The organism is Aneurinibacillus terranovensis DSM 18919 (assembly GCF_000430625.1).
Classification (GTDB): Bacteria; Bacillota; Bacilli; order Aneurinibacillales; family Aneurinibacillaceae; genus Aneurinibacillus_B; species Aneurinibacillus_B terranovensis.
Map to the genome: position 1 here is coordinate 25,770 of NZ_AUMJ01000035.1, position 21,864 is coordinate 47,633.

The window sequence follows — 21,864 nt, forward strand, 5'->3', positions numbered from 1 at the left end:
CAGGCCATGATAGAAAATAAAGAAGAAATGATACAGCTTCTTACGGGAGTTAAATCCTCCCGGCGCAATTATTACAATGAATTGAAAAAAAATATCCTTGAAATTCAGAAGAAAAATATGCAGCTTGAAATTATTAATGAAGTCGTTAAAAGCTTTAACGTTGATATGTCGTTAGATGATATGCTGCAAAACGTTGCTCATAAATTAAGGCGAATTTTATCGTTTACCCGTCTTTCTTTATCTACGCTGGAAAAAGGCGAACTCGTGATAAGCAATGTCTACCCTCAGAAATTAACCGCCCTGCCGCCCGGAACCGTGCTTGAAAAAGAAAATTCGCTTTATTGGAAAGCCATTCAAGGAAAAAAAGCGGTAATTTATCATATTTCGACTACCCCGGAAACGGACAGCATGTACACGGAAGAGAAGGTACTGCGGAATTTTTCTATCTCGCAGCTCCTGCTCATCCCACTCTTTAGTAAGCGACAGGCAATTGGTGTAGTAAGCCTGGGATGCAGCATTCCGTTTACGTATGACGAGTCTGACTTAGCTTTTCTTCAACAATTAGCCGATCAGCTGGCTGTCTGTATTGAAAACGCCCGTTTATATAATGAAGTGCTCCAGGGGAAAAAAGAGTGGGAAAAAACATTTAGCGCCGTCACCGATCTACTCCTGTATATAGACATGGACTATACCATTCTGCGTTTTAACCAGGCTGTGAGCACATTCTTGCGTATACCGGAGGAAGACATCTACGGGCAAAAATATTATAAACTGTTGTATGGCAGCGATTTCTCCTACCCTATCTGTCCGTTGACGGAAAGCTACCAATCACAACAAACCGTTTACTGCCAGTTAACTCTTGTGGGGAACCGGATATGCGATATATTTGTCTACCCTGTGCTTGACGAAGAAAACCGGATGTATGGAGCCATTCTGTACATTAAGGACGTTACAAAAAAGTTACATATTGAAGCCCAGCTTATTCAATCTGGAAAACTGGCGGCCATTGGTGAGATGGCAGCAGGTATAGCCCATGAATTAAACAATCCGTTAACGGCCATTCTCGGCAATACCCAGCTTCTTCTGAGGGATAAGGAAACGAATAGCCCTGAACAGCAGTTGCTGCACAGTATATTCAACTGCGGAAAGCGATGCAAAAGCATCATCCAGAATCTCCTCACTTTTTCACGGCAGGATGATTATTTATTTCATGAATGTTCCCTTAACCTAGCTGTTGAGCAAGTGCTAAGCCTGGTAAGTTATCAAATTGAAAAAAATAATATTCGGATTATTACCGAATTCGAGCCTGACTTACATTCAATTGAAGGAAACCAACAGCAAATTGAACAAATCATTCTTAATCTCCTGTTAAACGCGAAAGATGCGCTTAGTGAAACGAGGGAGGAAAATAAAATCATTGTCATCCGAACCGGCAATAAAAAAACTGAGCAGGGAGATCTGGTTTTTTTACAAGTGCAGGATAACGGCTGCGGGATAAAAGAAAGAGAGATGGGTGAAATTTTTCATCCTTTTTTTACCACGAAGGAACTACAAAAAGGAACAGGGCTCGGTTTATCTGTGAGTCTGGGGATCGCAAAATCACACGGAGGAACGATTGAAGTCGAAAGCAAAGCGGGGAATGGGAGCACGTTTACTCTCCTCCTCCCCATCTCCGGTAAAGAAGACGCGTAGCCTGACCTGCTAAAAATGACGAGTAGAAAAGAGGGGTTCAATTGGCACGTATTTTAATCGTCGATGATGATAACGAAGTGCAAAACTTTTTTTCCTATCTGTTAAGCCGCAAAAAAGACTTCCACATTTTCTTTGCTTCCACTGGGGAGGAGGTACACACTTCAATAGCCAGTGAATCATATCAGTTGGCCATCGTAGATTTAAAGTTGCCCGATACGAATGGAATTGAGATTCTTAAGATTTTAAAACAAAAAAACCCGGCTTGCAAAGTTATCATCATGACAGGGTACAGCACGGTAAAATCGGCTTTAGACGCCATTCGGCTTGGCGCCGACGACTATATTGAAAAACCCTTTGACGACATTGGAGAACTCGAAAAAACCATTGATAAAATGCTGGCGCCGGAAATAAATTCCGAGCAGGATGAGCCTGTTGATTTAGCCGAACAAACGGGTTTTGTTATCGGAACAAGCATCGGGATGCGTAATCTTTTTACCCTTGCCTATAAAATAGCCAGAAAAAATGTGAACGTTCTGATTGAAGGAGAGACCGGTACCGGAAAAGAAGTCCTTGCCCGTTTTATACATCAAGCCAGCCTTCGCCTTAATCATCCTTTTATTGGTGTCAACTGCGGGGCACTGACGGAAACCTTATTAGAGAGCGAGTTGTTCGGGCATGAGAAAGGAGCCTTCACAGGGGCCACGCAGCTTCGGAAAGGGCTGTTTGAAATTGCAAGCAAAGGAACGCTGTTTCTTGATGAGATCGGTGATGCCTCCCCTTCCATTCAGGTAAAATTATTACGTGTTCTGGAAACGCGGGAATTTATGCGTGTTGGCAGCGAAAAGCATATCCACACCGATGCTCGCATTATTGCAGCATCCCATATAAATTTAAGCGAAGCAGTAAGGCTTGGAAAATTCCGTGAAGATTTATTATACCGGTTGGATGTGGTGAAGCTGCACATCCCGCCCCTCCGCCAACGAAAAGAGGATATCCCTTATCTAATCAACCATTTTTTAAAACGACATACAGGGAATGAGCTTACCTTTTCCCAGGATGCAATGGAGGCGATGCAGCGCTACGAGTGGCCGGGCAACGTACGCGAACTATCGAACGTGATTACCCGGGCAATTACATTGGCAGACGGAGAAACAAAAATCATCACAGCGGACTATTTGCCACTTTCGCTTACAAAATCAGACGCTCTTCCTCACCGTTCAAGTAACGCGCAAAACAGCGAAAAAATTGAATTGCAGAGTTCTCCCCATCTCGATCAATTTCTTGACGACTGGAAAGAAAATATTATCTTTCAGTGGAACAGCAAGCATATTATCGATTATCCAACCATTGTGGAACAAACCAGTAAACTGGAACAGGTTGTACACGATGCTTTTGTCAAAAAGGCACTTCGCGAAACGTTCGGCAATCGCCAGGAAGCTTCCCGAATGCTCAATATCAGTCCCCGCACTCTTCGCTACCTGCTAAATGAAAAGGGCAAAGGTCATACGTAACCGCCTAACCTCTATACAAAACAGGCTTACGCTAAAAAAAGGGGTATTTTTGTCCCCATTTTTTGCATAATCGGGCGCGGATCTTTTTGCTTAGCTTTTTGTTCCACGTGCCACCCCGTTTGTCTCCCGACGAAAAATTGCCCACATAATTTTAGCAAGCTGTGCAAACCCTTTTACTAAGATTAATGTTTAGCAGGTGATGAGATGGAAAATACAAATACTGAGCGTTTACATACTCTTTTACAGGAACTTCAGCAGTCTCTTCAATCCTTGACTCCCGCAGAAATGAACGCAAATAACCAGGCTGTTTTTCAAACCTTTCCGGCGCTTCAACAGGCCATCGGGCCTTTAACCGTTGAAGTGAACCAGATGCAGTCGAACGGAAATCTAACGAGTGAACAGGTGGATCAGGCTAGACAAAACATAACGACTATACGAACAGCGATTCAAACGATCACCGGACAAATCGAACAAGCTGAGGGTGCCGTTGTTACCAATTATCGTTCTGCTCTGGGCCCGCACAAGGAACAGTTTGAGTCTGTTTCAGATTCCGAACAACAAACGATGAATGCGGGCGCTTACTATTCCGTGCAAGCGTATAGAGAATATGAAAACATCATCCAATTGCTCCATGAAATCAACGCCGAATTGATGGATATGAGCCAGAGTTTAGAACATCAACTGCTTGATGAACAGCCTGACCCGCCGGTCATTCTTGATCAAAATTTTGAAAGCGACCCGGCTCCGTCCCGCCTGTCGCCCTGATTCGCCTGACTCAACAACCTCTTGTTCTGCATTATTTCCGTAGGCGCACTCAGAACTGAAATTAACGACACGTTTCACGTTCGATAACCGGCAGGCTTCAAATACATGAGTGGTTCCTACCGCATTCGTCATAACAGTCTGGTAAGGAATCTCCCGGGAAAAATACGGATGTGAAATAGCAGCCGTATGAATCACAGTATGAATTTGATTTTTGCGGATCGTCTCTACTAGAAGCGGTAAATCTGCTAAATCCCCCTGGACATACGATACTCTCTCATTTTCATTATTATTTCCTGTCCGCCTATCGTAGCTCACCACGGTGTGGCCTTCACTGCTAAGTATTCTCACAAGCGTGCGACCAAGAAATCCCATACCGCCTGTTACCAGAACCCTCATTGTTGTCCACCATCCCTTTTTGCTACCGCAAGGAGGCTGAGAAATTCAAATACAACGGTTGCGGCAGTAAGAGCGGTAACTTCCGATGGATCAAGGGCTGGAAGAACCTCCACAAGATCAAAGCCAACGAACTGCAAACCGGCAAGTTTCCGTAGCATATATTGCGCTTCCGTGCTGGAAAAACCGGCAATTTCAGGCGTGCCGGTTCCCGGGGCGTATACCGGGTCAAGAAAATCAATATCGAATGTAAGGAAAACTTTCGACTGTCCAACACGCTGACAGACCTGCTGCATGGTTTCCGGCAACCCAATTTCCCTTACCTCGTCTGCTGTAATAACCTGCAGACCCAGTGTGCGCGCCTCCTCAATATCGTCCGGATGATACACGGTTCCCCTCATCCCAATCTGAATGGAACGGTACGGATCGATCAGCCCTTCTTCAATAGCCCGCCGGAACGGAGTACCGTGCGTGTATTTTTCACCCCAGTACTCATCCCATGTGTCTCCATGCGCATCAAAATGAATGAGTGACAGAGGACCGTGAACAGCAGAAATAGCCCTTAACTCCGGCAAGGAAACAGAATGGTCACCTCCCAGCACAATAGGAACGGTTCCCTTCTCAGCCCACGCTTTAACATGTTCCGTTATGTTTAAATGACTGCTCTTGGTATTACCGGGAATAATCATAATATCTCCACCGTCTACCCCGTTCAGGTAATCAACTGGTCGAATATGGTGAAAAACATTTGCCGGACGAAGCAGGGCAGACGTTCTGCGAATCGCTTCCGGGCCGAATCTCGCTCCGGAACGGTAGCTTGCTGCCGTATCAAACGGGGCCCCAAGGATAACAAACGTTAATCTAATGTCTAATTCGAAACAAACGAATGTGATTAATTGAATATATGCGATACCGCATCAGTTGATGTAATTTTGCATCAGGTTAAATCAAAAAATAGCCCGAAATCACTATAAACAGTGGCGCGGACTATTTCGATTCATTTGTATTTTGCCAAAGAAGGTCTCGAAATTTCTAACCAAGACTTACGTCAGCCTAATTACCTTTTCGCTCGTACTGCGTAGGCGTCATGAATATTTCCAAATACGGTAAACGCGGCTCCACAGTTGAGGCATTCAGGCTTTTCATCTATTTTAGCTCCACAAAATGGGCATATATATATTAGTAAAACTCTCATCGGCTGTATTTCTCTATGCTGAGCACATAGATTGGGCTCATCACTTCCGCCTTGGAATTCCTCTCCGCACACTTCACATATGCCATACAGTTTAGGTGATTGATATCCGCGCTCTGTTGTTCTCGCAGGAACATAGCGGACTACATCCATTTTTTATCAAACCTTTCGCTTATTTATACTCTTATTATACTTGGATGAAAAAGTAAATTGTATCGGCAATCGTCGAATTTTGTCCACACGCGGGATGAAAACGAAAATCCGATCGGAAGAAAAACAATAAAAGAGCCCCTAGAGGAGCTCTTTTATTATTTACTCTTACAATTTATTTTGCAACAATTTGGTTAGCGATTTTAAATTGCTTCCCTGAATGTTGTATTTCTTTATATAGTAAAAAATGCGATCTTCTTTTTCCTTGTCAATGGATATATTCGCAATGGCACCTAATTGGCGAATTAACTGACGAACTTTCTGCTCGTCATTCAAATCGCCCTGTTTTAGTGTCCCGGCCAGACGTTCGAGTTTAGACGGATCTACATTTTTGTCCTGCAATTTATCAATAATTTTTTTTGGGATTTTATTATCCATTCCTGTCACCCCCCATCATGCAGTCGGTCATCTCTCTGCTGTCCTCCTCTTCACTTATATGTTGACATAGTATGTAAAAGGATAAGATCTTGTATAGGCGGCTGCCGTAATCCCTACAAATAAGGCGGGGAAGTACGGACACCGCCGCTTCCCCTTTGCACCTTCATCCTCCGCTATCTATTAAACGCCTCCTCCTGCCGCAAAACCATAGCAGGAACATGCAATGACTGCGATTAAAATGAAGAGTACCAGAATGACCCCGATTTCATTTCCCGGACCAAAAAAACTTCCAAAGCCTGACATGTATAACGCCTCCTTTCTCTTGTTCCTTAGTATGGTATGCTGCCCCACTCTTTTCTGTATGGGCTACAGCCTGATTATAGTGATATATACAATCTCGTGCCTAAGCGATCCCGGCTGAAACAGCGTGAAGTTATAAAATTAGGTGAACCAACCATATCGGGAGTTTCTCTTGACCCATATACTGTATAGCAAGCTGAAAAAAGCTTAGGGAAAGGAGGATAAAAAATGAATACTAATCTAATGCAATCTGCCCAAAAGAATATTGGCAACTGGATGTTAATCAACACCAAATCCGGTACGTACCACGGTAAAATTGAAAGTGTTGATGGTCAGGGAATAACCGTTTTATTGCCCTCTCACTACAGCCCTTCAGGACCTATCAAGGTGATTGAGAAAAGCGTAAAATCACAAGAAAACCTTACGGCCGCACAATATTACTACGGATATCCCTATAGATATCCATACTACGGTGGTGGGTATTATCCCGGCTACGCCAGATGGTGGTTACCCTTCTGGTGGCTCCTCGCACTCGGACTGCTCCTCTGGTGGTAACCTATCATAGTACCGGAACCGCAGTCTTATCCCCATGGATTTCACAAGTCCATGGGTTTTTCTTTCATTCGCGGAATGACATAGGAAGGAGGCTGTAGCATGCGTCTTATTGCTTCGAAATATACTGAAAATGATTTTCCTTATATCCTCCGTTTAACCCAGAATGAAATCGGGGCCTATTTTTCAAGGAGAATCTACGATCAGGAAGTCAGACATAAAATCAAAATCAATCAAACCTATATGATTTATAATGGTACTGAACGAATCGGATTTGTCTCCTTTCGCCCCCGTAACGATTTTCTGTATATTGATTCACTTGCCCTTGATCCCGCCATGCAGAACAAAGGAATCAGCGGAAAAATTTTTAAATGGCTGCAGAAGAAAGTGCAGGAAAACAACCTCAATGGTCTCACCCTTCATGTTTACAAAACAAATAAGCAAGCGATTAGGGCTTATCATAAAAACGGATTTTCAATTGTCGGTGAGGTCCCCAGCCATTATGCTATGAAGAAAACGATTAAATAAATAAGCAGCAGAAGAAACCAAGAAAAAAGACGACCCATTGTATAAGCCGTCTTTTTTCTTTACGATAAATATTTGAAAAATGTAGAGGTAGATACTGGTGATCTCTATGAATGAAAGAACGCACTAAAAGCAAAAACGAGAATTAAAATAATCAGTACCGCTACGACAATATTCTGTACGGTCAGTTCTTCAAAAAAATTAAACCCCATACCTCATTTTCTCCTCTCTCATCTGCTAAAACAAAATATGCGAATCTCAGCGAAAGTGTATAGTCACCCGCCCTGTCTGGGTGAAAGTCTGCTCCATCTATCCGCACGTATCCCCTTACAACAGAGTTATTTATCATTTTTGCTGCGGAAATCCGCTTCTGTTACCTCTCGAATCTCCGTTTCTTTTCATATGCTGTAAGTAACATTTATAGAAAGGAGACTGGTGCATGATTAAGCGATACCTCATTCATACCAAGACTTCCATCGATCAGGCCCGTGAAACATGTATTAAGCACGGTGGTGTTCATATTCTTCATTGCCATAAATATTTTCCTTTCATTGTTGCGGAAATCGAAAATATGAAAAACTTAAAAAATCATCCTTGTATTTCTCATATTGAGGAAGATGTCCATATTCGTGTTCATAAAACTCATACACATGCAGGAAATCAGGTGGCTTTGAATGTTCCATGGAATATTGAAGTAATCAAAGCCCCTTTAGTGTGGCCAAAAAGCCAGGGAAGCGGAATCAGGGTAGGCGTATTGGACACAGGAATTGATTATACCCACCCGGCACTGCGCGGGCGGGTCGCCGGGGGATACAATATTATCGCGCAAAACCGTAATTTTAGAGATGATAACGGGCACGGAACCCACATTGCAGGAACAATTGCTTCAGCCAACGCAAGAGCCGGCTTATTTGGTGTCGCCCCCCTCGCATCACTATACGGAATTAAAGTAATGGATCATAATGGAAGCGGAAGAGTCAGTGATACCATTAAAGGAATTGAATGGGCGATCGATAATAAAATTCAAGTGCTGAATATGAGCCTTGGCAGTAGTAAATATAGCCAGGCTTTTGAACAGGCTACACGGATGGCCTTCCAGCGAGGGGTTATCATGGTGGCTTCCGCTGGAAATGAAGGAAAGCGGGACCGCATCGTAAACAACATTGACTACCCGGCGCGATTCCCCTGGGTAATTTCCGTCGGAGCTGTCGACCGCAACATGAAGAGGGCTTCTTTCTCAAGCACAGGCAACCGACTCGATATCATGGCCCCCGGTGTGGACATTCGAAGTACATGGTTAGGAGGCGGCTATAAAACGGAGAGCGGAACGTCTATGTCAGCAGCTCATGTTAGCGGTAGCGCCGCTCTTCTCATGAGTCTTCATCCAAACATGCAGTCATCCATGGCCAAAAGATATTTTATGCAATTACAAAGTAGGATGGGGGCATTGCGCGAATATGGTCATGGAGTGCTTAATCTTACCCCTCTCTCTAGAGGAAGGTGAGAGATTGTAATGACTAGTAATTATTTGAAATTGTTGACCAGATTAGGGAAAGGTTCCTTCCACCCGGGCGGATTCGCCTACACCCAGAAGGTTCTGGCATCGCTGGCATTGCCTCCTGGAACAAGGGTACTGGATGCGGGATGCGGCTATGGGGAGACGAGTACGTATCTAGCCTCCAAGTACAAATGTATGGTAACCGGCATTGATTTTCAGCACGCGATGATTCATTCCGCAAAAAATTTAGCCGCAAAAAAACAGGTCACGAAAGAAACTCAGTTTTTGGTCGCCGATATTACGCAGATTCCCTTCAACCACTATTCCTTCGATATGGTTCTATCCGAATCGGTCCTTTTTTTCGTCCCAATAAAAGCCACGCTAAAAGAGGTTAACCGGGTGTTGCGCCCAGGCGGAAAATTTATTGCGATTGAAACGGTAACTTCGAACAGGATGCCCACATCCCTTCGGAAAGAAGTTCAGGATTTTTACGGAATTAAATCGCTTCATTCTGCACGGGAAATGGCTACCTATCTGTACAGCGCAGGATTTTCCAAGGTTACCCACTCGACGGTCCGTTCTTTTGTACCCACTTCAACAATGGATCCGCTATCCAAACAAATCTATTTAACACCGCAAGAGTGGAAACTGCTTATGGACAATAACCAGCTGCTGCTAAAAAGTTCACCCTACCTCGGCTTTACATGTTTTGAGGCTACAAAATAAACAGCAAAAGAGCTCGTAATTGAGCTCTTTTGCCGTTATTCTACCGTGACAAACCGGCGAACATGCCGCTTCACTTCAGGCCGCTTCACTTCTCCTGCTTTCCGCTTGGGGATTTGGATGGTGAGAATTCCATCCTTATAAGCGGCTTTCATGTCTTGTTCTTTCACATCTGTCGGGTACGGAATAATGCGTTCCATATACTTTTCATCCCGTTCCAGATGGTAGTGGATCTCTGTTTTCTTTTCTACTTCTACTCTGCGTTTAGCTGCTATACGTAAAGCTTTATCTAGAATTTCAACCTCTATTTCTTCCCGCTTAAAACCGGGCAGCTTCGCTGCTATCAATACCTCTGATTCCTGGACATCAATTTTAACGACGAGCGAATCTAAATTATCAAACAAGTTTATCACCCCTCCCCTTTGATGACTCTACACCTACAATATGTATATCTGTACATTCGTGTATGGGCAAAAGCCCTGTTTATGTATTTTGGGCAAAAATTGTAAAGAAAATTTGGCTAGCGCAGGCCAAAGGCGCAGGCGTTAGCCTTAGTTGTACTCACATTTTCTTTTTGATTTCACTTTTGCTTACACCGAATTTTTCGGCTACGGAAGACACTGCGTTTTCTTTCGTAAAGCCGGCTTTAATTAATCTAAAAACATAGGCGATAATTTGAATCCAATTGATCCCCAATTAAATCCCCTCCTCCCAACATCACTGTTGCTTCTATTGATAGATTTTTTCGTGAGAGCGTGAAATGTCTTTATGTCCTATATCAGTTGGATGCGGGTCCCGAATCTTCTCACTGAAGTGAGTTTTTACACAAACTTTCCAGGTTCCGTGTTTGACTCTTCCTTTAAAATCGTTGTATACATCTGCAATCTTATAGTTGTAGTTCGCTATGAGTGTTTGGTCCCGTATTTCTGCATTAATCTGGTGAATATAGTTATTGGCTACTTTATAATTTTCGTCGTCACCTTTAAACGGATTATAAATCGTCATGGTATAAATTTTTGCGTTTGATTTTATCCCCTGCCGAATCTCATGGAGGATTTTCAACCAATCCTTTTTAAAGTTCACCACTCCGGTATTTGCACGGGAATCAGAGATGGAATAATAATTTGCCCGCGCACCGACGAGCAGATTGTTTCCACCGATACTAATCGTTATGACTTCAGCATTTTTTACGGCATATCGGGTAATCGGGTCAAATTTCAGCTGAGCGAGCAAAACTGAACTTTTTATACCTGAAATAGCCCGGTTGCTCAGATGAATATCCCCATGTTTTTTTTGCAGAAAATCACGAAAAAAATATACATATCCATACTGTTTCGTTGCCCCTATTCCCCGTGCAATGGAGTCGCCCAAGGCTGTATACCTTAGCTTACGACCGGGCATGAAACCGCCTCCTCCTTCACCTCTCTATACCAAAATATTCAAGCTTTTCACACGTTGTATAAACACCGGCCTTTGAAAATAAAAAAACGCGAATACCTACGTATGTCATGTTATAGCTGTGCACCAATATGAAAAGAAGCAGCAGGACGAATCCTGCTGCTTCTACTTTTTAATCCAGTTTGTGAAATAGCGGAATGGCTATGATTCTGTGTGATTTAGAACGGGAGTGCATCGTCAGACACAGTGAGTCGCTGCTTTCGTTCGATTTTTTCGAGCACATCCTGCATCTGGTCGGGCCGCAATAGTTCAACTGGGGATACCCCCTTCTCAAACTGAAAATGGTCTCCCTCAATCAGCAGCACATACCGGTCCCCCAACCTGGCAATGTGAATGCATTCCCCGAAATCGGCAAGCAGGCCTTTAACCGAAACATGGTCGAGCTTTAACTTCATCTCTAAATCCGGCTTCTGTTCAACAAGGACCGCATTCGCTTCCATCACTTGCTCGGTCCCCCACTTCTCCTGCAAATTACGCTGGGGACTGGCCGCCCAGATCTCCATTTCTTCCTCTTCTTTCGTGCGGATGTCGCTGTTTTCCTCGGTCGTTGCCACAATATGCTCCTGTACCATAGTTAACACCTGACGGTTCATAATTTCAGGGACTGATTTTTCATAGGTGACAAACTTGAGAAAGTCTTCGAAATAGCGGGCATGGGAAGACTGGTGAATTTTTAATTCCCACTCTTCAACCATTCCCTCCTCAGGCATATACGGATACTGGATGGACTTTATGTTTTTCGCATTGATGGCCATTTCAACCTGGCGTATCAAGCGCCGTTCATCGGCAATCGTGGCGATTTTTTGTTCAAAGTCGCACTTTAATACAAATAAAAAGGGGTCGTCGAAATACTGATTTAACTTGGCCCGGATCACAATGAGCGCCCCACCCCGTATCGCGTTCGTGTCCATGTAAGCTCTGACTAATTCTTCACTGTTTGACTGGAAGTCCGCTTTGTCGGTGGATCGTAAAATCCTGCTGAACAGGTTATAGTTTGGATTGCTTTCGAGTCCAAATCCTGGTTCTGCCATAAAGCGGCCAATCTTTGTCGGCACCTGTTCGGTTTTTGGGTGCCGTTCTACTTTTCTCTTCGCAATCCGCATAAGTTCTCCTTCGAGGAAGGAATGAATCTCACTGTCGGGGTAACTCACTTCATCGAGTGTCTGGTAATGCTTATACGATTTCTCGGGGTTGGCCCCCTGGCCTTCTACCCGAATCACAAAAAAGGATAAATATTGAATGATAAAATCCATAACGGTTATAACAGCTCCTCTAATTCACTGTTATACCCTGACCGGTACAAAAAACTCATCATACAGCGCTGCCACCGCTTTTTCTGCATTAACCGCTTTAACGCCGAACATCATGCTCACTTCGGATGAACCCTGGTTAATCATTTCAATGTTTACCCGCGCCTTTGCCAGGGCTCCGGTTGCGCGCGCCGTCGTTCCCACATTATGGCGCATTCCTTCTCCTACGACCATAATCATAGCCAGATTATGCTCCACCACAACATCTTCCGCGGCAAGCTCATCTCTAATCCTTGCTATAATGCGGGCTTCCTTTTCCACATCCAATTGGTCCTGCCGGAGAATAATCGTCACATCGTCGATCCCGGACGGCATATGTTCATAAGAAATGCCTTCGTCTTCCAAAATGTGAAGCATTCTTCTGCCAAACCCAACTTCGCGATTCATTAAATATTTCCGTACATAAATACTGCAAAACCCGCTATCGCTCGCGATGCCTACCACAGGATTGGCTGAACTTCTTCTCTCAAACACGATCATCGTCCCGGGAGCCATTGGATTATTCGTATTTTTAACGCAGACAGGTATACCCGCGCTGAAAGCAGGATACAGTGCTTCATCGTGAAACACAGAAAAACCGGCGTAGGAAAGTTCCCGCATCTCCCGGTACGTTAACTCCTTAATTTCCTGCGGATGGTCAACCACATTGGGGTTGGCGGAAAATACCGAGTCCACATCGGTAAAATTCTCATACAGCTCGGCTTTGATGGCAGCAGCGAGAATCGACCCGGTAATATCCGACCCGCCGCGTGGCAGTGTAACGAGTGTGCCGTCAGGTGAGTAGCCAAAAAATCCCGGGAAAATCAAAATTCCCGACCTGTCACGCAAGCTTTTAAGATTGTCATACGATTGCGGAAGAACCTGGGCGTTACCGTACTCGTCGCTCAGCATAAGCCCGGCGTCTTTCGGGTTTATGTAATGAGCGTCCACCCCTTTGCTTGCCAGAAAACGGGCCACCAGTTTTGCGTTGTTATCTTCCCCGCTTGCTTTAATGGCATCCATAAAACGTTCAGGATTGCTTGTGTTAGCGCTCAGTCTTTCTCTTATATCCGATTCAATTAAGCTTACGATTGCAGAATTAAGCTCAAGACCTTGGGCAATCTCCCGGTAGCGGTTGACCACAGCTTCGAGCTCCTTCGCGGTGTCCTCATTTTTGAGGTGGCATTCTGCCAAAGCAATTAACAGGTCGGTTACTTTCGTGTCATCTTTGGATCGCTTGCCCGGAGCCGAGACGACGATCAACCGGCGCTCTGGGTCCGCCAGAATAATATCACAAACTTTACGGATTTGTTCAGCGCTTGCTAAAGACGTTCCCCCAAATTTTGCAACTTTCATCGTGTTATACCCTCCAACCGTGGTGCGTGTTCCACTCATAATTTCCCCAGGTTTCCTTAGGCTGTGCAGTAAAGAAACCCTCTCGATTTTATATATAGTGGAAGCATACCATAAAATCGTTCGATTGAATGCACCGGATCGGTTATTTTTATAAATATCTTACAGCTGAATGCGGCCAGATATCGCTTCGCCCTTTAACGCCTGGTTCGCCAGCTGGTGCGCTTCCTTGTTTTCGTTGCGGGAAATTGCTTCGTAGTGCGGAACTATTCCAAGTTCCTTTATTTTTTGTTCGATGCGGTCAACCCAGCGGCTCACCTCGCCAAAGCTGGGCCACTCCCCGCTTAGCTGATTGATAACAACCTGGGAATCCCCACGGAACGTAACAGGTATATGGTGAACACCCAACTCCTCCAGTTCACGAATAATGAGCCAGAAAGCAGCGAATTCAGCTTCATTGTTAGACCCGATTTGTTCAAAATACGCGTTTTTCCGGATGCGGTACGACTTACCGTCCTGTTCAAAATATATGACTGCGCCAAGTCCTGCCGTCTGATCTTCTTTGTGAAATCCTCCGTCAAAATATGCCACCACGTTATGCGGCTCGGTTTCCACTGATTTTATATATTTTTCAAGTTCTTTTTTCGTCCAGCCGATTCCGGACTCATCGATAAAAGTCAGGGACGTGACCCGGCCCGTTTTTTCCATATCCCGAACCAGCAGCAACGCTTCTTCTGCCGAAAGCATTTCTGACGTCATCTGGACGCTTTTTCCTTTATTCGCACAGTATGTCCACTCAATAAGTACATTCATCCGGCGTTCACCTTCTCTCAAGATTGGCAAGTTATAGTTACCATTCAGTATAAACGATTCTTTCCCATTTTACCTCCTGAGTTGATGTTTGCTCTGTATAACTTGATTGTTATATTCGCTTGCACTAAACAATCATTTCCGATAATCCGCTTATGTTTAATCAACCATTAAATATTGTATAATAAAGTGTGGAGTGTAAAATCTCAGTCCGGTTGGTAGTCCGGACGCATGCGTTGGCGAAAAATCCCGGTGCGTGTAAGTAGCCTTCCCCCCTCGGGATGTCCGTCACTCTTATGTTTTTAGAGGGGGGACTAGCAACAACGAGATGATGCTGCCACTAAGTGTAAAAAACATAAAAACCCCGATTTCGGCTGAAAAAGATCGAAATCGGGGTTTTATCATTGGTTTTGCGTCTCCTGATCCGGCGGTGGCGATGCCGCAGTATTAACAGCAGCATTCGTGGTTGTATCGGTTACGTTCGACGTCACACCGGTAGTTCCTTCATCCAAAACCTGGTTCAAAAAAAAATTTCAACAAGTATCATAAAAAATCAAAAACGGCGAACAATAATTTACGGTATCAAAAACAAAAATTTGTCTAGGAGGAATTTTCATGCCAAACAGCGCTCTTTACCAACAATTGAACCAATGCATACAAATTGTGAGTCAGCTGATGCAAAGGGAGCAACAATCCGCTCAAATGTTCCAGCAGTCTCTACAACAAGAGCAGCAAAATGCAGTCACTCTGCAGCAGCTCGTCCAAAGAGAACGTGAAGCAGCGCAAATTGCCCAAACTGCGCTTCGCGACAGTCAAATGTTTATGCAAGAACTGCAGCGTGTTCTGCAGACGTGTCAACAGATGGAAGTGAATATGCGTGCAATGGAACAGGTGGTAGCCAGTGCGGCTGCCGTCAATCCACAGGGATTCCAGTATCGTCAACACTAATAGTTACCTCCCTCCCGTTGTTTATCGGGAGGCCTTTCCCGTTTTTCATTTTTCAGTGGTGCCGTCTCGCGGCATGGTTGTCTTTGTCTTTATACGCACAGCTAAAGCTATCGCTTGCGCCTTTGGCCGGGCGTTAGGCATGAACACGTGAACTGACCAGGTTATTGTTGGTCGCGGCCAAGAGTTCCATGAACAGGTAAGCAAGTACATGATGGACAAAGGTTTCTACCACGCTAATGATATATCGGAACAGATAAAACTCGACCTGCAAAATTCAAATATAGCGTTAAATCTCCCGGATAAAAACACGTCCCTGTTTTAGATGAACTGAGGCCGTGCGACCAACACGACCTCCCATCCGGCTTTCAATCTGCTTTCCAGCCTACTGTCTTATCGGTGAAAACAGAACTTTCCCAGATATCGGCGGGACGGTAATGGTCAGCCGCCCGTTCGAGGTAAAGACCGAGTGTCCCATCGGGGTGGATTCGGCGAGGTCGAGGGCGTCGTAAAATTTACCTGTATGCCAGTTCCCGACGTTGATCGTAACCGTGCGTCCCGCTTCTTTATGGCGATTAAACACCAAGATAGCGAGGTTATTTTCCCGCTCCCTGCCAAAACGGTCTCTTCCTTCTGCAATCCACCGGATATATCCGTATACGTCTTCCCCAGAATAAAAGGAACGCCACTCGCCTGTTTTTAACACGTCGTTCGCATGGCGCAGCGCGATCGTTTTTTTGTACCAGGCAAGGAGTTCCTGGTTCTCCTTTCCCCACGGGTATGTCCGGCGGTTTAGCGGGTCTTCCCCGCCTTCCAATCCGGCTTCGTCGCCATAATAAATGCATGGAACACCAGGAAATGTCATCTGCCACAACACCAGAAGTTTCAATTGGTTTATGCTGACATTTATTTTGTCCTCAACAGGCCAATCGGGCGGCAGCGAATCTCGCAGAACAGTCAGAACGCGGGTTACATCATGGCTTCCGAGCAGATTCATCGCTGTATAAAAATGATGCGGCGGATAGTTCTCGTACAGGCTCATCAGTGTGGCGCAGATGGCACGGGCATCCTGCTTGCCGGTAATAAAATCAAGCAGGGCACTGCGAAACGGGTAGTTCATGACGGAATCCAGCTCATCCCCCATGAGATAGGCGCGCCGTCTGCCATAGCTGATTTTATTCGTGGCGTCTTCCCACACTTCCCCGATCAATACCGACTCCGGATCCTCCCTCTTCATCGTGCTGCGGAATTGCTGAATGAATTCATCCGGCAGCTCATCAGCCACGTCCAGGCGCCACCCCCGCGCTCCAGCGCGCTGCCATGTTTTTAGCACGCTGTTGTGACCCGTAACGATAAAATCCAGGTAACCGGGTTCCATCTCGTTTACATTCGGCAGGATATGGATGTCCCACCAGCATTCATACGAATCGGGGTAGCGGGTAAAGAGATACCATGAATAATAGGGAGATTCTTTCGATTGGTACGCCCCTACAGACGGGTACGTTCCCTTCTTATTAAAATACACACTGTCGCTTCCGGTATGGCTGAATACACCGTCCAGAATCACCGAAATGCCCATCTTTTCCGCCTTTTCACACAGTTCCCGGAACAATTCGTTGTCACCAAACATGGGGTCAATCGCGAGGTAATCGCCTGTATCATATTTATGATTGCTCGGAGATTCAAAGAGAGGGTTAAAATAAATCACCGTTACCCCGAGCTCTTTTAAATATTTTAACTTCTTTTTTACACCTGCCAGATTACCGCCGAAGAAATCCCAGCAAATCACCTCCCGCGTTTCCGGGTTGCGAATATACAGCGGGTCATCATCCCAATGCGCGTGCAGAACGCTCCCCTTCTTCGGGTGGCTTACCTTTCCCCCGGGATTTCCATTATAAAAACGATCGACAAATATCTGGTACATGACGCTGTCTTTAAACCAGTTAGGGGTTCTTGCTTCCCCACGGTAAACGGTAATTTGATAATCAGAGAGAGGCAAGCCGGATATGCCGCCATGCCCGCCCTTCCCGGTGACATTGCTGTAGTAAAAGCTGTCGCCGCCTTTGCGCACGATAAAGCTGTACCATAGGAGCATCGACGTCTGTGGGGCAAGCACCACCGCTTCATACCATTCCCCGCTCCCGCCTTTCGCTCCCCTGTTTTCCAATTCTTCCGGCAAAAAAGCTGCCGGCTTCATGACAATCTCGTCTACCGGCTGCCCGTCCTGATGCAGGAGCAGACTGGCCGAATCAATAGGCTGCTTGACCTGCAGCCGGAGAGTGATTGCAGTTCCGCACGGTACGCTTCCGAACGGCTCGCGAAAGATGGGGTGGTGCGAGTCGTGAATGATCCACTCAAGCATTCGGCATCCCCTCTCTGTATTTAAGAAATAATGACCGGGTTGATGTTCCAGATGCCTGCCGCGTACTCGGAAATCGTTCGGTCGCTTGCAAATTTTCCGGAATGCGCAATATTAGTAATCGCCATCTCCTGCCATTTCTGTTTGCTGCGAAACGCAGCATCGACCTGTTCATGCGCCTGTGCGTATGAAGCAAAATCCTTCAAGACAAAAAACTCATCATTACTCGTTAGCAGAGAGTAATAAATATGGGTAAACTCCATCTCTTCTTCCCCGAGAAATCCGTTTACAAGCTGGTCAAGCACCCGGCCAATCCGGTGGTTGCTGTTGTAAATATCTTTCGCCCTGTAGCCGCCATGCCTGTTATAAGCAAAAACTTCGTCCGCCGTCAGACCGAATATAAAAATATTGTCGTCTCCAACCTCTTCCTTAATTTCAACATTCGCCCCGTCGAGTGTGCCAATGGTAACCGCACCGTTCATCATCAACTTCATGTTGCCTGTCCCGGAGGCTTCTTTGCTGGCGGTAGAAATTTGCTCGCTCACATCCGCAGCGGGGATAATTTTTTCAGCAAGTGACACCCGGTAATTTTCGAGAAATACCACCTTGATTTTATCCTGAATGGTTTTGTCGTGATTGACAACGGACGCCACCGTATTAATCAGCTTAATCACCCTTTTCGCCAGAAAATAGCTGGGTGCCGCTTTTGCGCCAAAAATAAACGTTCTCGGTATGATATCCAAATCCGGATTTTCCCGCAGCCGGTTGTATACATACATGATATGGAGCACATTAAGAATTTGACGTTTATATGCGTGCAATCGTTTGATTTGCACATCAAAAATAGAATGGACATCTACGTCAATGTTCGTTTTTTCCTTAATAAATTTCGCGAGCAATAATTTATTTTGCTGCTTAACGTCCCGCACTCTTTCCTGAAACGAAGCGTCTCGCTTGTAGTCGGTTAACTTCAGTAAGTCAGACGGATTCATGATCCATTTCTCACCGATCACATCCGTAATTAAGTGTGCGAGCGCGGGGTTCGCCTTGAGCAGCCAGCGGCGGTGCGTTATCCCATTCGTTTTATTATTAAATTTTTCCGGTGTAAACGCATAAAAATTTTTCATTTCCCGCTTTTTCAGGATTTCCGTATGAATTTTAGCCACACCGTTTACGCTATGGCTGCCGACGATTGCTAGATGGGCCATCCTCACCTGGCCATCCCCGATAATGGCCATCTCGCTGATACGATCCCAGTCTCCCGGGTATTGGTTCCACAAATCGCGGCAAAACCGTTCGTTTATTTCCTCCATAATCATGTAGATGCGCGGCAGGAGGGGCTTGATGATATCGATTGGCCATTTCTCCAGCGCTTCCACCAGCGTTGTATGGTTGGTATAAGAAACGGTGTTTGTCGTGACCTGCCAGGCTTCGTCCCAACCCATGCCTTCTTCATCCATAAAAATGCGCATCAGTTCCGGAATCGCCAGAACCGGATGAGTATCATTAATATGAATCGCCACTTTTTCGTGGAAGCGGCAGAGCGAACCGCCGAGCGTTTTTTTATAGCTGCGGATAATGCTCTGCAGGCCGGCGGAGACGAGAAAATACTGCTGCTTTAAGCGTAAAATCTTTCCCTCGTAGAAGGAGTCATCCGGATACAGAAATTCAGAAATTTGTTCTACAGATCGCTTGTAGGCAAGCATTTTATGATAGTCGCGGCCATTCAATGTTTGAAAATCAAAGTCCTTGATTGTCGATTCGGCGCTCCAGAGCCGGAGCGTATTGACCGTTTTATTTTGATAGCCGATAACCGGTATATCATAGGGGACCGCCAGTACAGGCTCATAGTTTTCATGTTCAAACACCATACGCCCGTTTATGTTCCCGATCCGCACATTTCCGCCGAAACGGACTTCCACCGCCCGGTCGGAACGGCAGATTTCCCATACATTCCCTTCTTTTAACCAGTATTCCGGCAGTTCCACCTGATAGCCGTCAACGATTTTTTGTTCGAACAGGCCGTATTTATAACGAATGCCACACCCGTGCCCGGGCAGATAGGAAGAGGCGAGAGAATCGAGGAAACAGGCGGCGAGCCGTCCAAGGCCGCCATTTCCCAGCCCTGCATCAGGTTCGAGCGCTTCCAGTTCTTCCAGATGAATTCCCAGTTCTGCAAGACCTTCTTTACATAAATCCCTAAGACCAAGGTTAATAAGATTGCTCACGAGAAATTTACCGGGCAAAAACTCCATTGAAAAGTAATACAGTTGCTTTTCCCCTTTTTCCAGGTAACTGGAGTTGGTCGCAATCCAATTCTTGCTTATATGTTCGCGTATCATGCTCCCAAGCGCGGTATACCTGTCCATAGGTGCGGCGGACTCCACTGGTTCCCCATGCATGCTTTCTACACGTTTAATGAAGATTTTCTTAAAGCTTTCCTTATTTGAAAACATACATTTACTCCTTTCAGTTTTGCCCCCACTCATAGAGCTTTTGATACTGTTTCGCTGACTCATTCCAGCTATAATCAGTATTTTGGCCATTTTTTACAATGCCGAACCACACGGTTTTGTCGTGATAATAATGGACCGCCTGCCTTATCGTATCTAACATGTCGTGTGCATTATAATGGGCGAAGCTAAAACCATTCCCTTCCCCGGTATACCGGTTATACGCCTGTATGGTATCCTTTAACCCGCCTGTTTCGCGGACGATCGGTACGGTTTGATACCGAAGCGCAATCAGTTGTCCGATCCCGCACGGTTCAAACAATGACGGCATTAAAAACATGTCTGCCCCTGCATAGATTTGGCTGGCCAGCCCTTCATCAAACAGAAAATGGGCAGATACTTTGTTCGGCCAGCGGTGCATCACGTGCCGGAAAAGATCTTCATATTTTTCTTCTCCTGTCCCAAGTACAACGAGCTGCAGGTCAATTTCCAGTATTTCTTCCAGCACATGAGCGATTAAATCGAGCCCTTTCTGCTGAACAAGCCGTGATACAAGTGCAACGACCGGTATGTCCGGATTAACGGGAAGCCCCAACTCATCCTGAAGTGCTGTTTTATTCATCTGCTTCCCGGCAGCGTCCGTGTAATTTACGTACAGATTCGGATCGGTAGCTGGATTGTATACGTCGTAATCAACCCCATTGACGATGCCGAACAGGGAATTCCTTTTTGCGCGCAGCAGGCCGTCAAGCCTTTCCCCGTAATACGGAGTTTGTATTTCCTGCGCATACGTCTCGCTCACGGTCGTCAACAAGTCCGAATACACTAGCCCTGCTTTCATATAATTGACATCTCCGTAGAACTCCACCTTATCGTACGTAAAATACGAGTCACCGAGCCCAAACAAATTTCCAAGAATGCTATACGGGAAGATCCCTTGATACTTCAAATTATGTATCGTAAAGGCGGTGCGAATGGTTTGATAGAACGGGAGATGCCGGTACTGGGCGTTAAGCAGCACGCTAACCATACCCGCGTGCCAGTCGTGGCAGTGCAGCACATCGGGCACAAAATCCAGATGAGGGAGAACGTCGAGAATGGCCCGGCAGAAAAATGCGTACCGTTCCGCCTCATCATAGAATCCATAAATACCTGGACGCTTAAAGTAATATTCGTTGTCGATAAAGTAATAGTGAACCCCGTCATGTACGAGTTCCTCGACGCCGCAGTACTGTTGCCGCCAGCCGACGCTTACCGTATATGCCCCTTTTACCGCCATCTTCTCTTTAAACGCCGCGGGGATGTCTCCATATTTGGGCATGATGACCCGCGTCTCGGTTCCCCGCTTCGTTAGTTCTTTCGGCAAAGAACCTATGACATCGGCTAACCCACCTGTCTTAATAAAGGGGGCACACTCAGACGCAACAAAAAGCACCTGCATACCATTTCTACCTTCTC

22 protein-coding genes are annotated in these 21,864 nt (G+C 45.6%); 9 read left to right on the top strand and 13 right to left on the bottom strand.

Features of this window, described 5'->3' with window-relative positions; all coding sequences use genetic code 11:
- The first annotated feature begins 6 nt into the window (after nucleotides 1–6).
- The 3 genes from H525_RS0107275 (at nucleotide 7) to H525_RS0107285 (ending at nucleotide 3,968) form a co-directional block, all read left to right on the top strand.
- Nucleotides 7–1,692, top strand: coding sequence for a sensor histidine kinase (locus H525_RS0107275; protein WP_035100305.1), 1,686 nt, complete (start codon nucleotides 7–9; stop codon nucleotides 1,690–1,692).
- Between the two features lie 41 nt (nucleotides 1,693–1,733).
- On the top strand, nucleotides 1,734–3,203 hold the full coding sequence (locus H525_RS0107280; protein WP_027415672.1) for a sigma-54-dependent transcriptional regulator: 1,470 nt from the start codon (nucleotides 1,734–1,736) through the stop codon (nucleotides 3,201–3,203).
- Between the two features lie 204 nt (nucleotides 3,204–3,407).
- Nucleotides 3,408–3,968 (top strand): hypothetical protein, encoded by a 561-nt coding sequence (locus H525_RS0107285; RefSeq protein ID WP_027415673.1) that lies wholly within the window; start codon nucleotides 3,408–3,410, stop codon nucleotides 3,966–3,968.
- Here the strand turns inward: H525_RS0107285 and H525_RS26095 are convergent.
- The 4 genes from H525_RS26095 to H525_RS27115 all read right to left on the bottom strand — a co-directional run bounded on the left by H525_RS26095 (nucleotide 3,873) and on the right by H525_RS27115 (nucleotide 6,444).
- Complete coding sequence (locus tag H525_RS26095) at nucleotides 3,873–4,364, bottom strand: NAD-dependent epimerase/dehydratase family protein (protein WP_081413280.1); 492 nt, start codon at nucleotides 4,362–4,364, stop codon at nucleotides 3,873–3,875. The two genes, H525_RS0107285 and H525_RS26095, sit on opposite strands and share 96 nt — an antisense overlap.
- On the bottom strand, nucleotides 4,361–5,272 hold the full coding sequence (speB, locus tag H525_RS0107290) for an agmatinase (RefSeq protein WP_027415674.1): 912 nt from the start codon (nucleotides 5,270–5,272) through the stop codon (nucleotides 4,361–4,363). The genes H525_RS26095 and speB overlap by 4 nt, the downstream gene beginning before the upstream one ends.
- 599 nt (nucleotides 5,273–5,871) lie before the next feature.
- On the bottom strand, nucleotides 5,872–6,141 hold the full coding sequence (locus tag H525_RS0107295; protein WP_027415675.1) for a stage VI sporulation protein F: 270 nt from the start codon (nucleotides 6,139–6,141) through the stop codon (nucleotides 5,872–5,874).
- Nucleotides 6,142–6,321: 180 nt separating this feature from the next.
- Nucleotides 6,322–6,444, bottom strand: a complete 123-nt coding sequence (locus H525_RS27115) for a sporulation protein YjcZ (protein WP_155837182.1) — start codon at nucleotides 6,442–6,444, stop codon at nucleotides 6,322–6,324.
- A gap of 225 nt (nucleotides 6,445–6,669) precedes the next feature.
- Between H525_RS27115 and H525_RS0107305 the strand changes: the two genes are divergently transcribed.
- The 4 genes from H525_RS0107305 to H525_RS23175 all read left to right on the top strand — a co-directional run bounded on the left by H525_RS0107305 (nucleotide 6,670) and on the right by H525_RS23175 (nucleotide 9,742).
- Nucleotides 6,670–6,996, top strand: a complete 327-nt coding sequence (locus H525_RS0107305) for a hypothetical protein (protein ID WP_027415676.1) — start codon at nucleotides 6,670–6,672, stop codon at nucleotides 6,994–6,996.
- 99 nt (nucleotides 6,997–7,095) lie between these two features.
- A complete protein-coding gene (locus H525_RS0107310; protein WP_027415677.1) occupies nucleotides 7,096–7,521 on the top strand; it encodes a GNAT family N-acetyltransferase in 426 nt (141 codons plus the stop codon).
- Nucleotides 7,522–7,957: 436 nt separating this feature from the next.
- On the top strand, nucleotides 7,958–9,022 hold the full coding sequence (locus H525_RS23170; protein ID WP_051330871.1) for a S8 family peptidase: 1,065 nt from the start codon (nucleotides 7,958–7,960) through the stop codon (nucleotides 9,020–9,022).
- A gap of 9 nt (nucleotides 9,023–9,031) precedes the next feature.
- Nucleotides 9,032–9,742 (top strand): class I SAM-dependent methyltransferase, encoded by a 711-nt coding sequence (locus H525_RS23175; protein ID WP_051330872.1) that lies wholly within the window; start codon nucleotides 9,032–9,034, stop codon nucleotides 9,740–9,742.
- A 35-nt stretch (nucleotides 9,743–9,777) separates the two neighbouring features.
- Here the strand turns inward: H525_RS23175 and H525_RS23180 are convergent, their stop codons facing one another.
- The 6 genes from H525_RS23180 to H525_RS0107355 form a co-directional block, all read right to left on the bottom strand.
- Nucleotides 9,778–10,143, bottom strand: coding sequence for an Hsp20/alpha crystallin family protein (locus H525_RS23180; protein ID WP_051330873.1), 366 nt, complete (start codon nucleotides 10,141–10,143; stop codon nucleotides 9,778–9,780).
- A gap of 157 nt (nucleotides 10,144–10,300) precedes the next feature.
- The gene (locus tag H525_RS28940) at nucleotides 10,301–10,435 is read right to left on the bottom strand and encodes a hypothetical protein (RefSeq protein WP_281172584.1); all 135 of its coding nucleotides are present in this window, start codon (nucleotides 10,433–10,435) and stop codon (nucleotides 10,301–10,303) included.
- A gap of 33 nt (nucleotides 10,436–10,468) precedes the next feature.
- Entirely contained in the window at nucleotides 10,469–11,140 is a 672-nt protein-coding gene (locus H525_RS0107340) for a GDSL-type esterase/lipase family protein (protein ID WP_027415678.1), read from the bottom strand.
- Nucleotides 11,141–11,355: 215 nt separating this feature from the next.
- Nucleotides 11,356–12,450, bottom strand: a complete 1,095-nt coding sequence (locus H525_RS0107345; RefSeq protein ID WP_027415679.1) for a DUF3900 domain-containing protein — start codon at nucleotides 12,448–12,450, stop codon at nucleotides 11,356–11,358.
- A gap of 30 nt (nucleotides 12,451–12,480) precedes the next feature.
- Complete coding sequence (locus H525_RS0107350) at nucleotides 12,481–13,842, bottom strand: aspartate kinase (protein WP_027415680.1); 1,362 nt, start codon at nucleotides 13,840–13,842, stop codon at nucleotides 12,481–12,483.
- A gap of 159 nt (nucleotides 13,843–14,001) precedes the next feature.
- Complete coding sequence (locus tag H525_RS0107355) at nucleotides 14,002–14,652, bottom strand: ribonuclease H family protein (RefSeq protein ID WP_027415681.1); 651 nt, start codon at nucleotides 14,650–14,652, stop codon at nucleotides 14,002–14,004.
- 325 nt (nucleotides 14,653–14,977) lie between these two features.
- On the opposite strand from H525_RS0107355, the gene H525_RS28945 reads away from it, so the two are divergent.
- Together H525_RS28945 and H525_RS0107365 are read left to right on the top strand one after the other, a co-directional pair.
- A complete protein-coding gene (locus H525_RS28945) occupies nucleotides 14,978–15,100 on the top strand; it encodes a hypothetical protein (RefSeq protein WP_281172585.1) in 123 nt (40 codons plus the stop codon).
- A gap of 164 nt (nucleotides 15,101–15,264) precedes the next feature.
- Complete coding sequence (locus tag H525_RS0107365) at nucleotides 15,265–15,597, top strand: hypothetical protein (RefSeq protein WP_027415682.1); 333 nt, start codon at nucleotides 15,265–15,267, stop codon at nucleotides 15,595–15,597.
- Nucleotides 15,598–15,979: 382 nt separating this feature from the next.
- On the opposite strand, the gene H525_RS0107370 is transcribed toward H525_RS0107365, so the two are convergent.
- From H525_RS0107370 to glgA, 3 genes are read right to left on the bottom strand one after another with little or no spacing between them, the layout of a single operon-like run.
- Nucleotides 15,980–17,956: a glycoside hydrolase family 13 protein gene (locus tag H525_RS0107370; protein ID WP_027415683.1), complete on the bottom strand. Its 1,977-nt coding sequence runs from the start codon at nucleotides 17,954–17,956 to the stop codon at nucleotides 15,980–15,982.
- 20 nt (nucleotides 17,957–17,976) lie between these two features.
- Nucleotides 17,977–20,409, bottom strand: a complete 2,433-nt coding sequence (locus H525_RS0107375) for a glycogen/starch/alpha-glucan phosphorylase (RefSeq protein WP_027415684.1) — start codon at nucleotides 20,407–20,409, stop codon at nucleotides 17,977–17,979.
- 13 nt (nucleotides 20,410–20,422) lie between these two features.
- Nucleotides 20,423–21,847, bottom strand: coding sequence for a glycogen synthase GlgA (gene glgA / locus H525_RS0107380; protein WP_027415685.1), 1,425 nt, complete (start codon nucleotides 21,845–21,847; stop codon nucleotides 20,423–20,425).
- Nucleotides 21,848–21,864: the final 17 nt, after the last annotated feature.

What these genes read in the sequence shown, in the direction of transcription:
- H525_RS27115 (WP_155837182.1), bottom strand. Translation starts at nt 6,444, where the DNA reads ATGTCAGGCTTTGGAAGTTTTTTTGGTCCGGGAAATGAAATCGGGGTC.
- H525_RS0107355 (WP_027415681.1), bottom strand. Translation starts at nt 14,652, where the DNA reads ATGAATGTACTTATTGAGTGGACATACTGTGCGAATAAAGGAAAAAGC.
- H525_RS0107310 (WP_027415677.1), top strand. Translation starts at nt 7,096, where the DNA reads ATGCGTCTTATTGCTTCGAAATATACTGAAAATGATTTTCCTTATATC.
- H525_RS0107295 (WP_027415675.1), bottom strand. Translation starts at nt 6,141, where the DNA reads ATGGATAATAAAATCCCAAAAAAAATTATTGATAAATTGCAGGACAAA.
- H525_RS0107370 (WP_027415683.1), bottom strand. Translation starts at nt 17,956, where the DNA reads ATGCTTGAGTGGATCATTCACGACTCGCACCACCCCATCTTTCGCGAG.
- H525_RS0107285 (WP_027415673.1), top strand. Translation starts at nt 3,408, where the DNA reads ATGGAAAATACAAATACTGAGCGTTTACATACTCTTTTACAGGAACTT.
- H525_RS26095 (WP_081413280.1), bottom strand. Translation starts at nt 4,364, where the DNA reads ATGAGGGTTCTGGTAACAGGCGGTATGGGATTTCTTGGTCGCACGCTT.
- H525_RS0107275 (WP_035100305.1), top strand. Translation starts at nt 7, where the DNA reads ATGATAGAAAATAAAGAAGAAATGATACAGCTTCTTACGGGAGTTAAA.
- H525_RS23175 (WP_051330872.1), top strand. Translation starts at nt 9,032, where the DNA reads ATGACTAGTAATTATTTGAAATTGTTGACCAGATTAGGGAAAGGTTCC.
- H525_RS28945 (WP_281172585.1), top strand. Translation starts at nt 14,978, where the DNA reads ATGATGCTGCCACTAAGTGTAAAAAACATAAAAACCCCGATTTCGGCT.
- glgA (WP_027415685.1), bottom strand. Translation starts at nt 21,847, where the DNA reads ATGCAGGTGCTTTTTGTTGCGTCTGAGTGTGCCCCCTTTATTAAGACA.
- H525_RS0107365 (WP_027415682.1), top strand. Translation starts at nt 15,265, where the DNA reads ATGCCAAACAGCGCTCTTTACCAACAATTGAACCAATGCATACAAATT.
- H525_RS0107305 (WP_027415676.1), top strand. Translation starts at nt 6,670, where the DNA reads ATGAATACTAATCTAATGCAATCTGCCCAAAAGAATATTGGCAACTGG.
- H525_RS0107345 (WP_027415679.1), bottom strand. Translation starts at nt 12,450, where the DNA reads ATGGATTTTATCATTCAATATTTATCCTTTTTTGTGATTCGGGTAGAA.
- H525_RS23170 (WP_051330871.1), top strand. Translation starts at nt 7,958, where the DNA reads ATGATTAAGCGATACCTCATTCATACCAAGACTTCCATCGATCAGGCC.
- H525_RS0107350 (WP_027415680.1), bottom strand. Translation starts at nt 13,842, where the DNA reads ATGAAAGTTGCAAAATTTGGGGGAACGTCTTTAGCAAGCGCTGAACAA.
- H525_RS0107375 (WP_027415684.1), bottom strand. Translation starts at nt 20,409, where the DNA reads ATGTTTTCAAATAAGGAAAGCTTTAAGAAAATCTTCATTAAACGTGTA.
- H525_RS0107340 (WP_027415678.1), bottom strand. Translation starts at nt 11,140, where the DNA reads ATGCCCGGTCGTAAGCTAAGGTATACAGCCTTGGGCGACTCCATTGCA.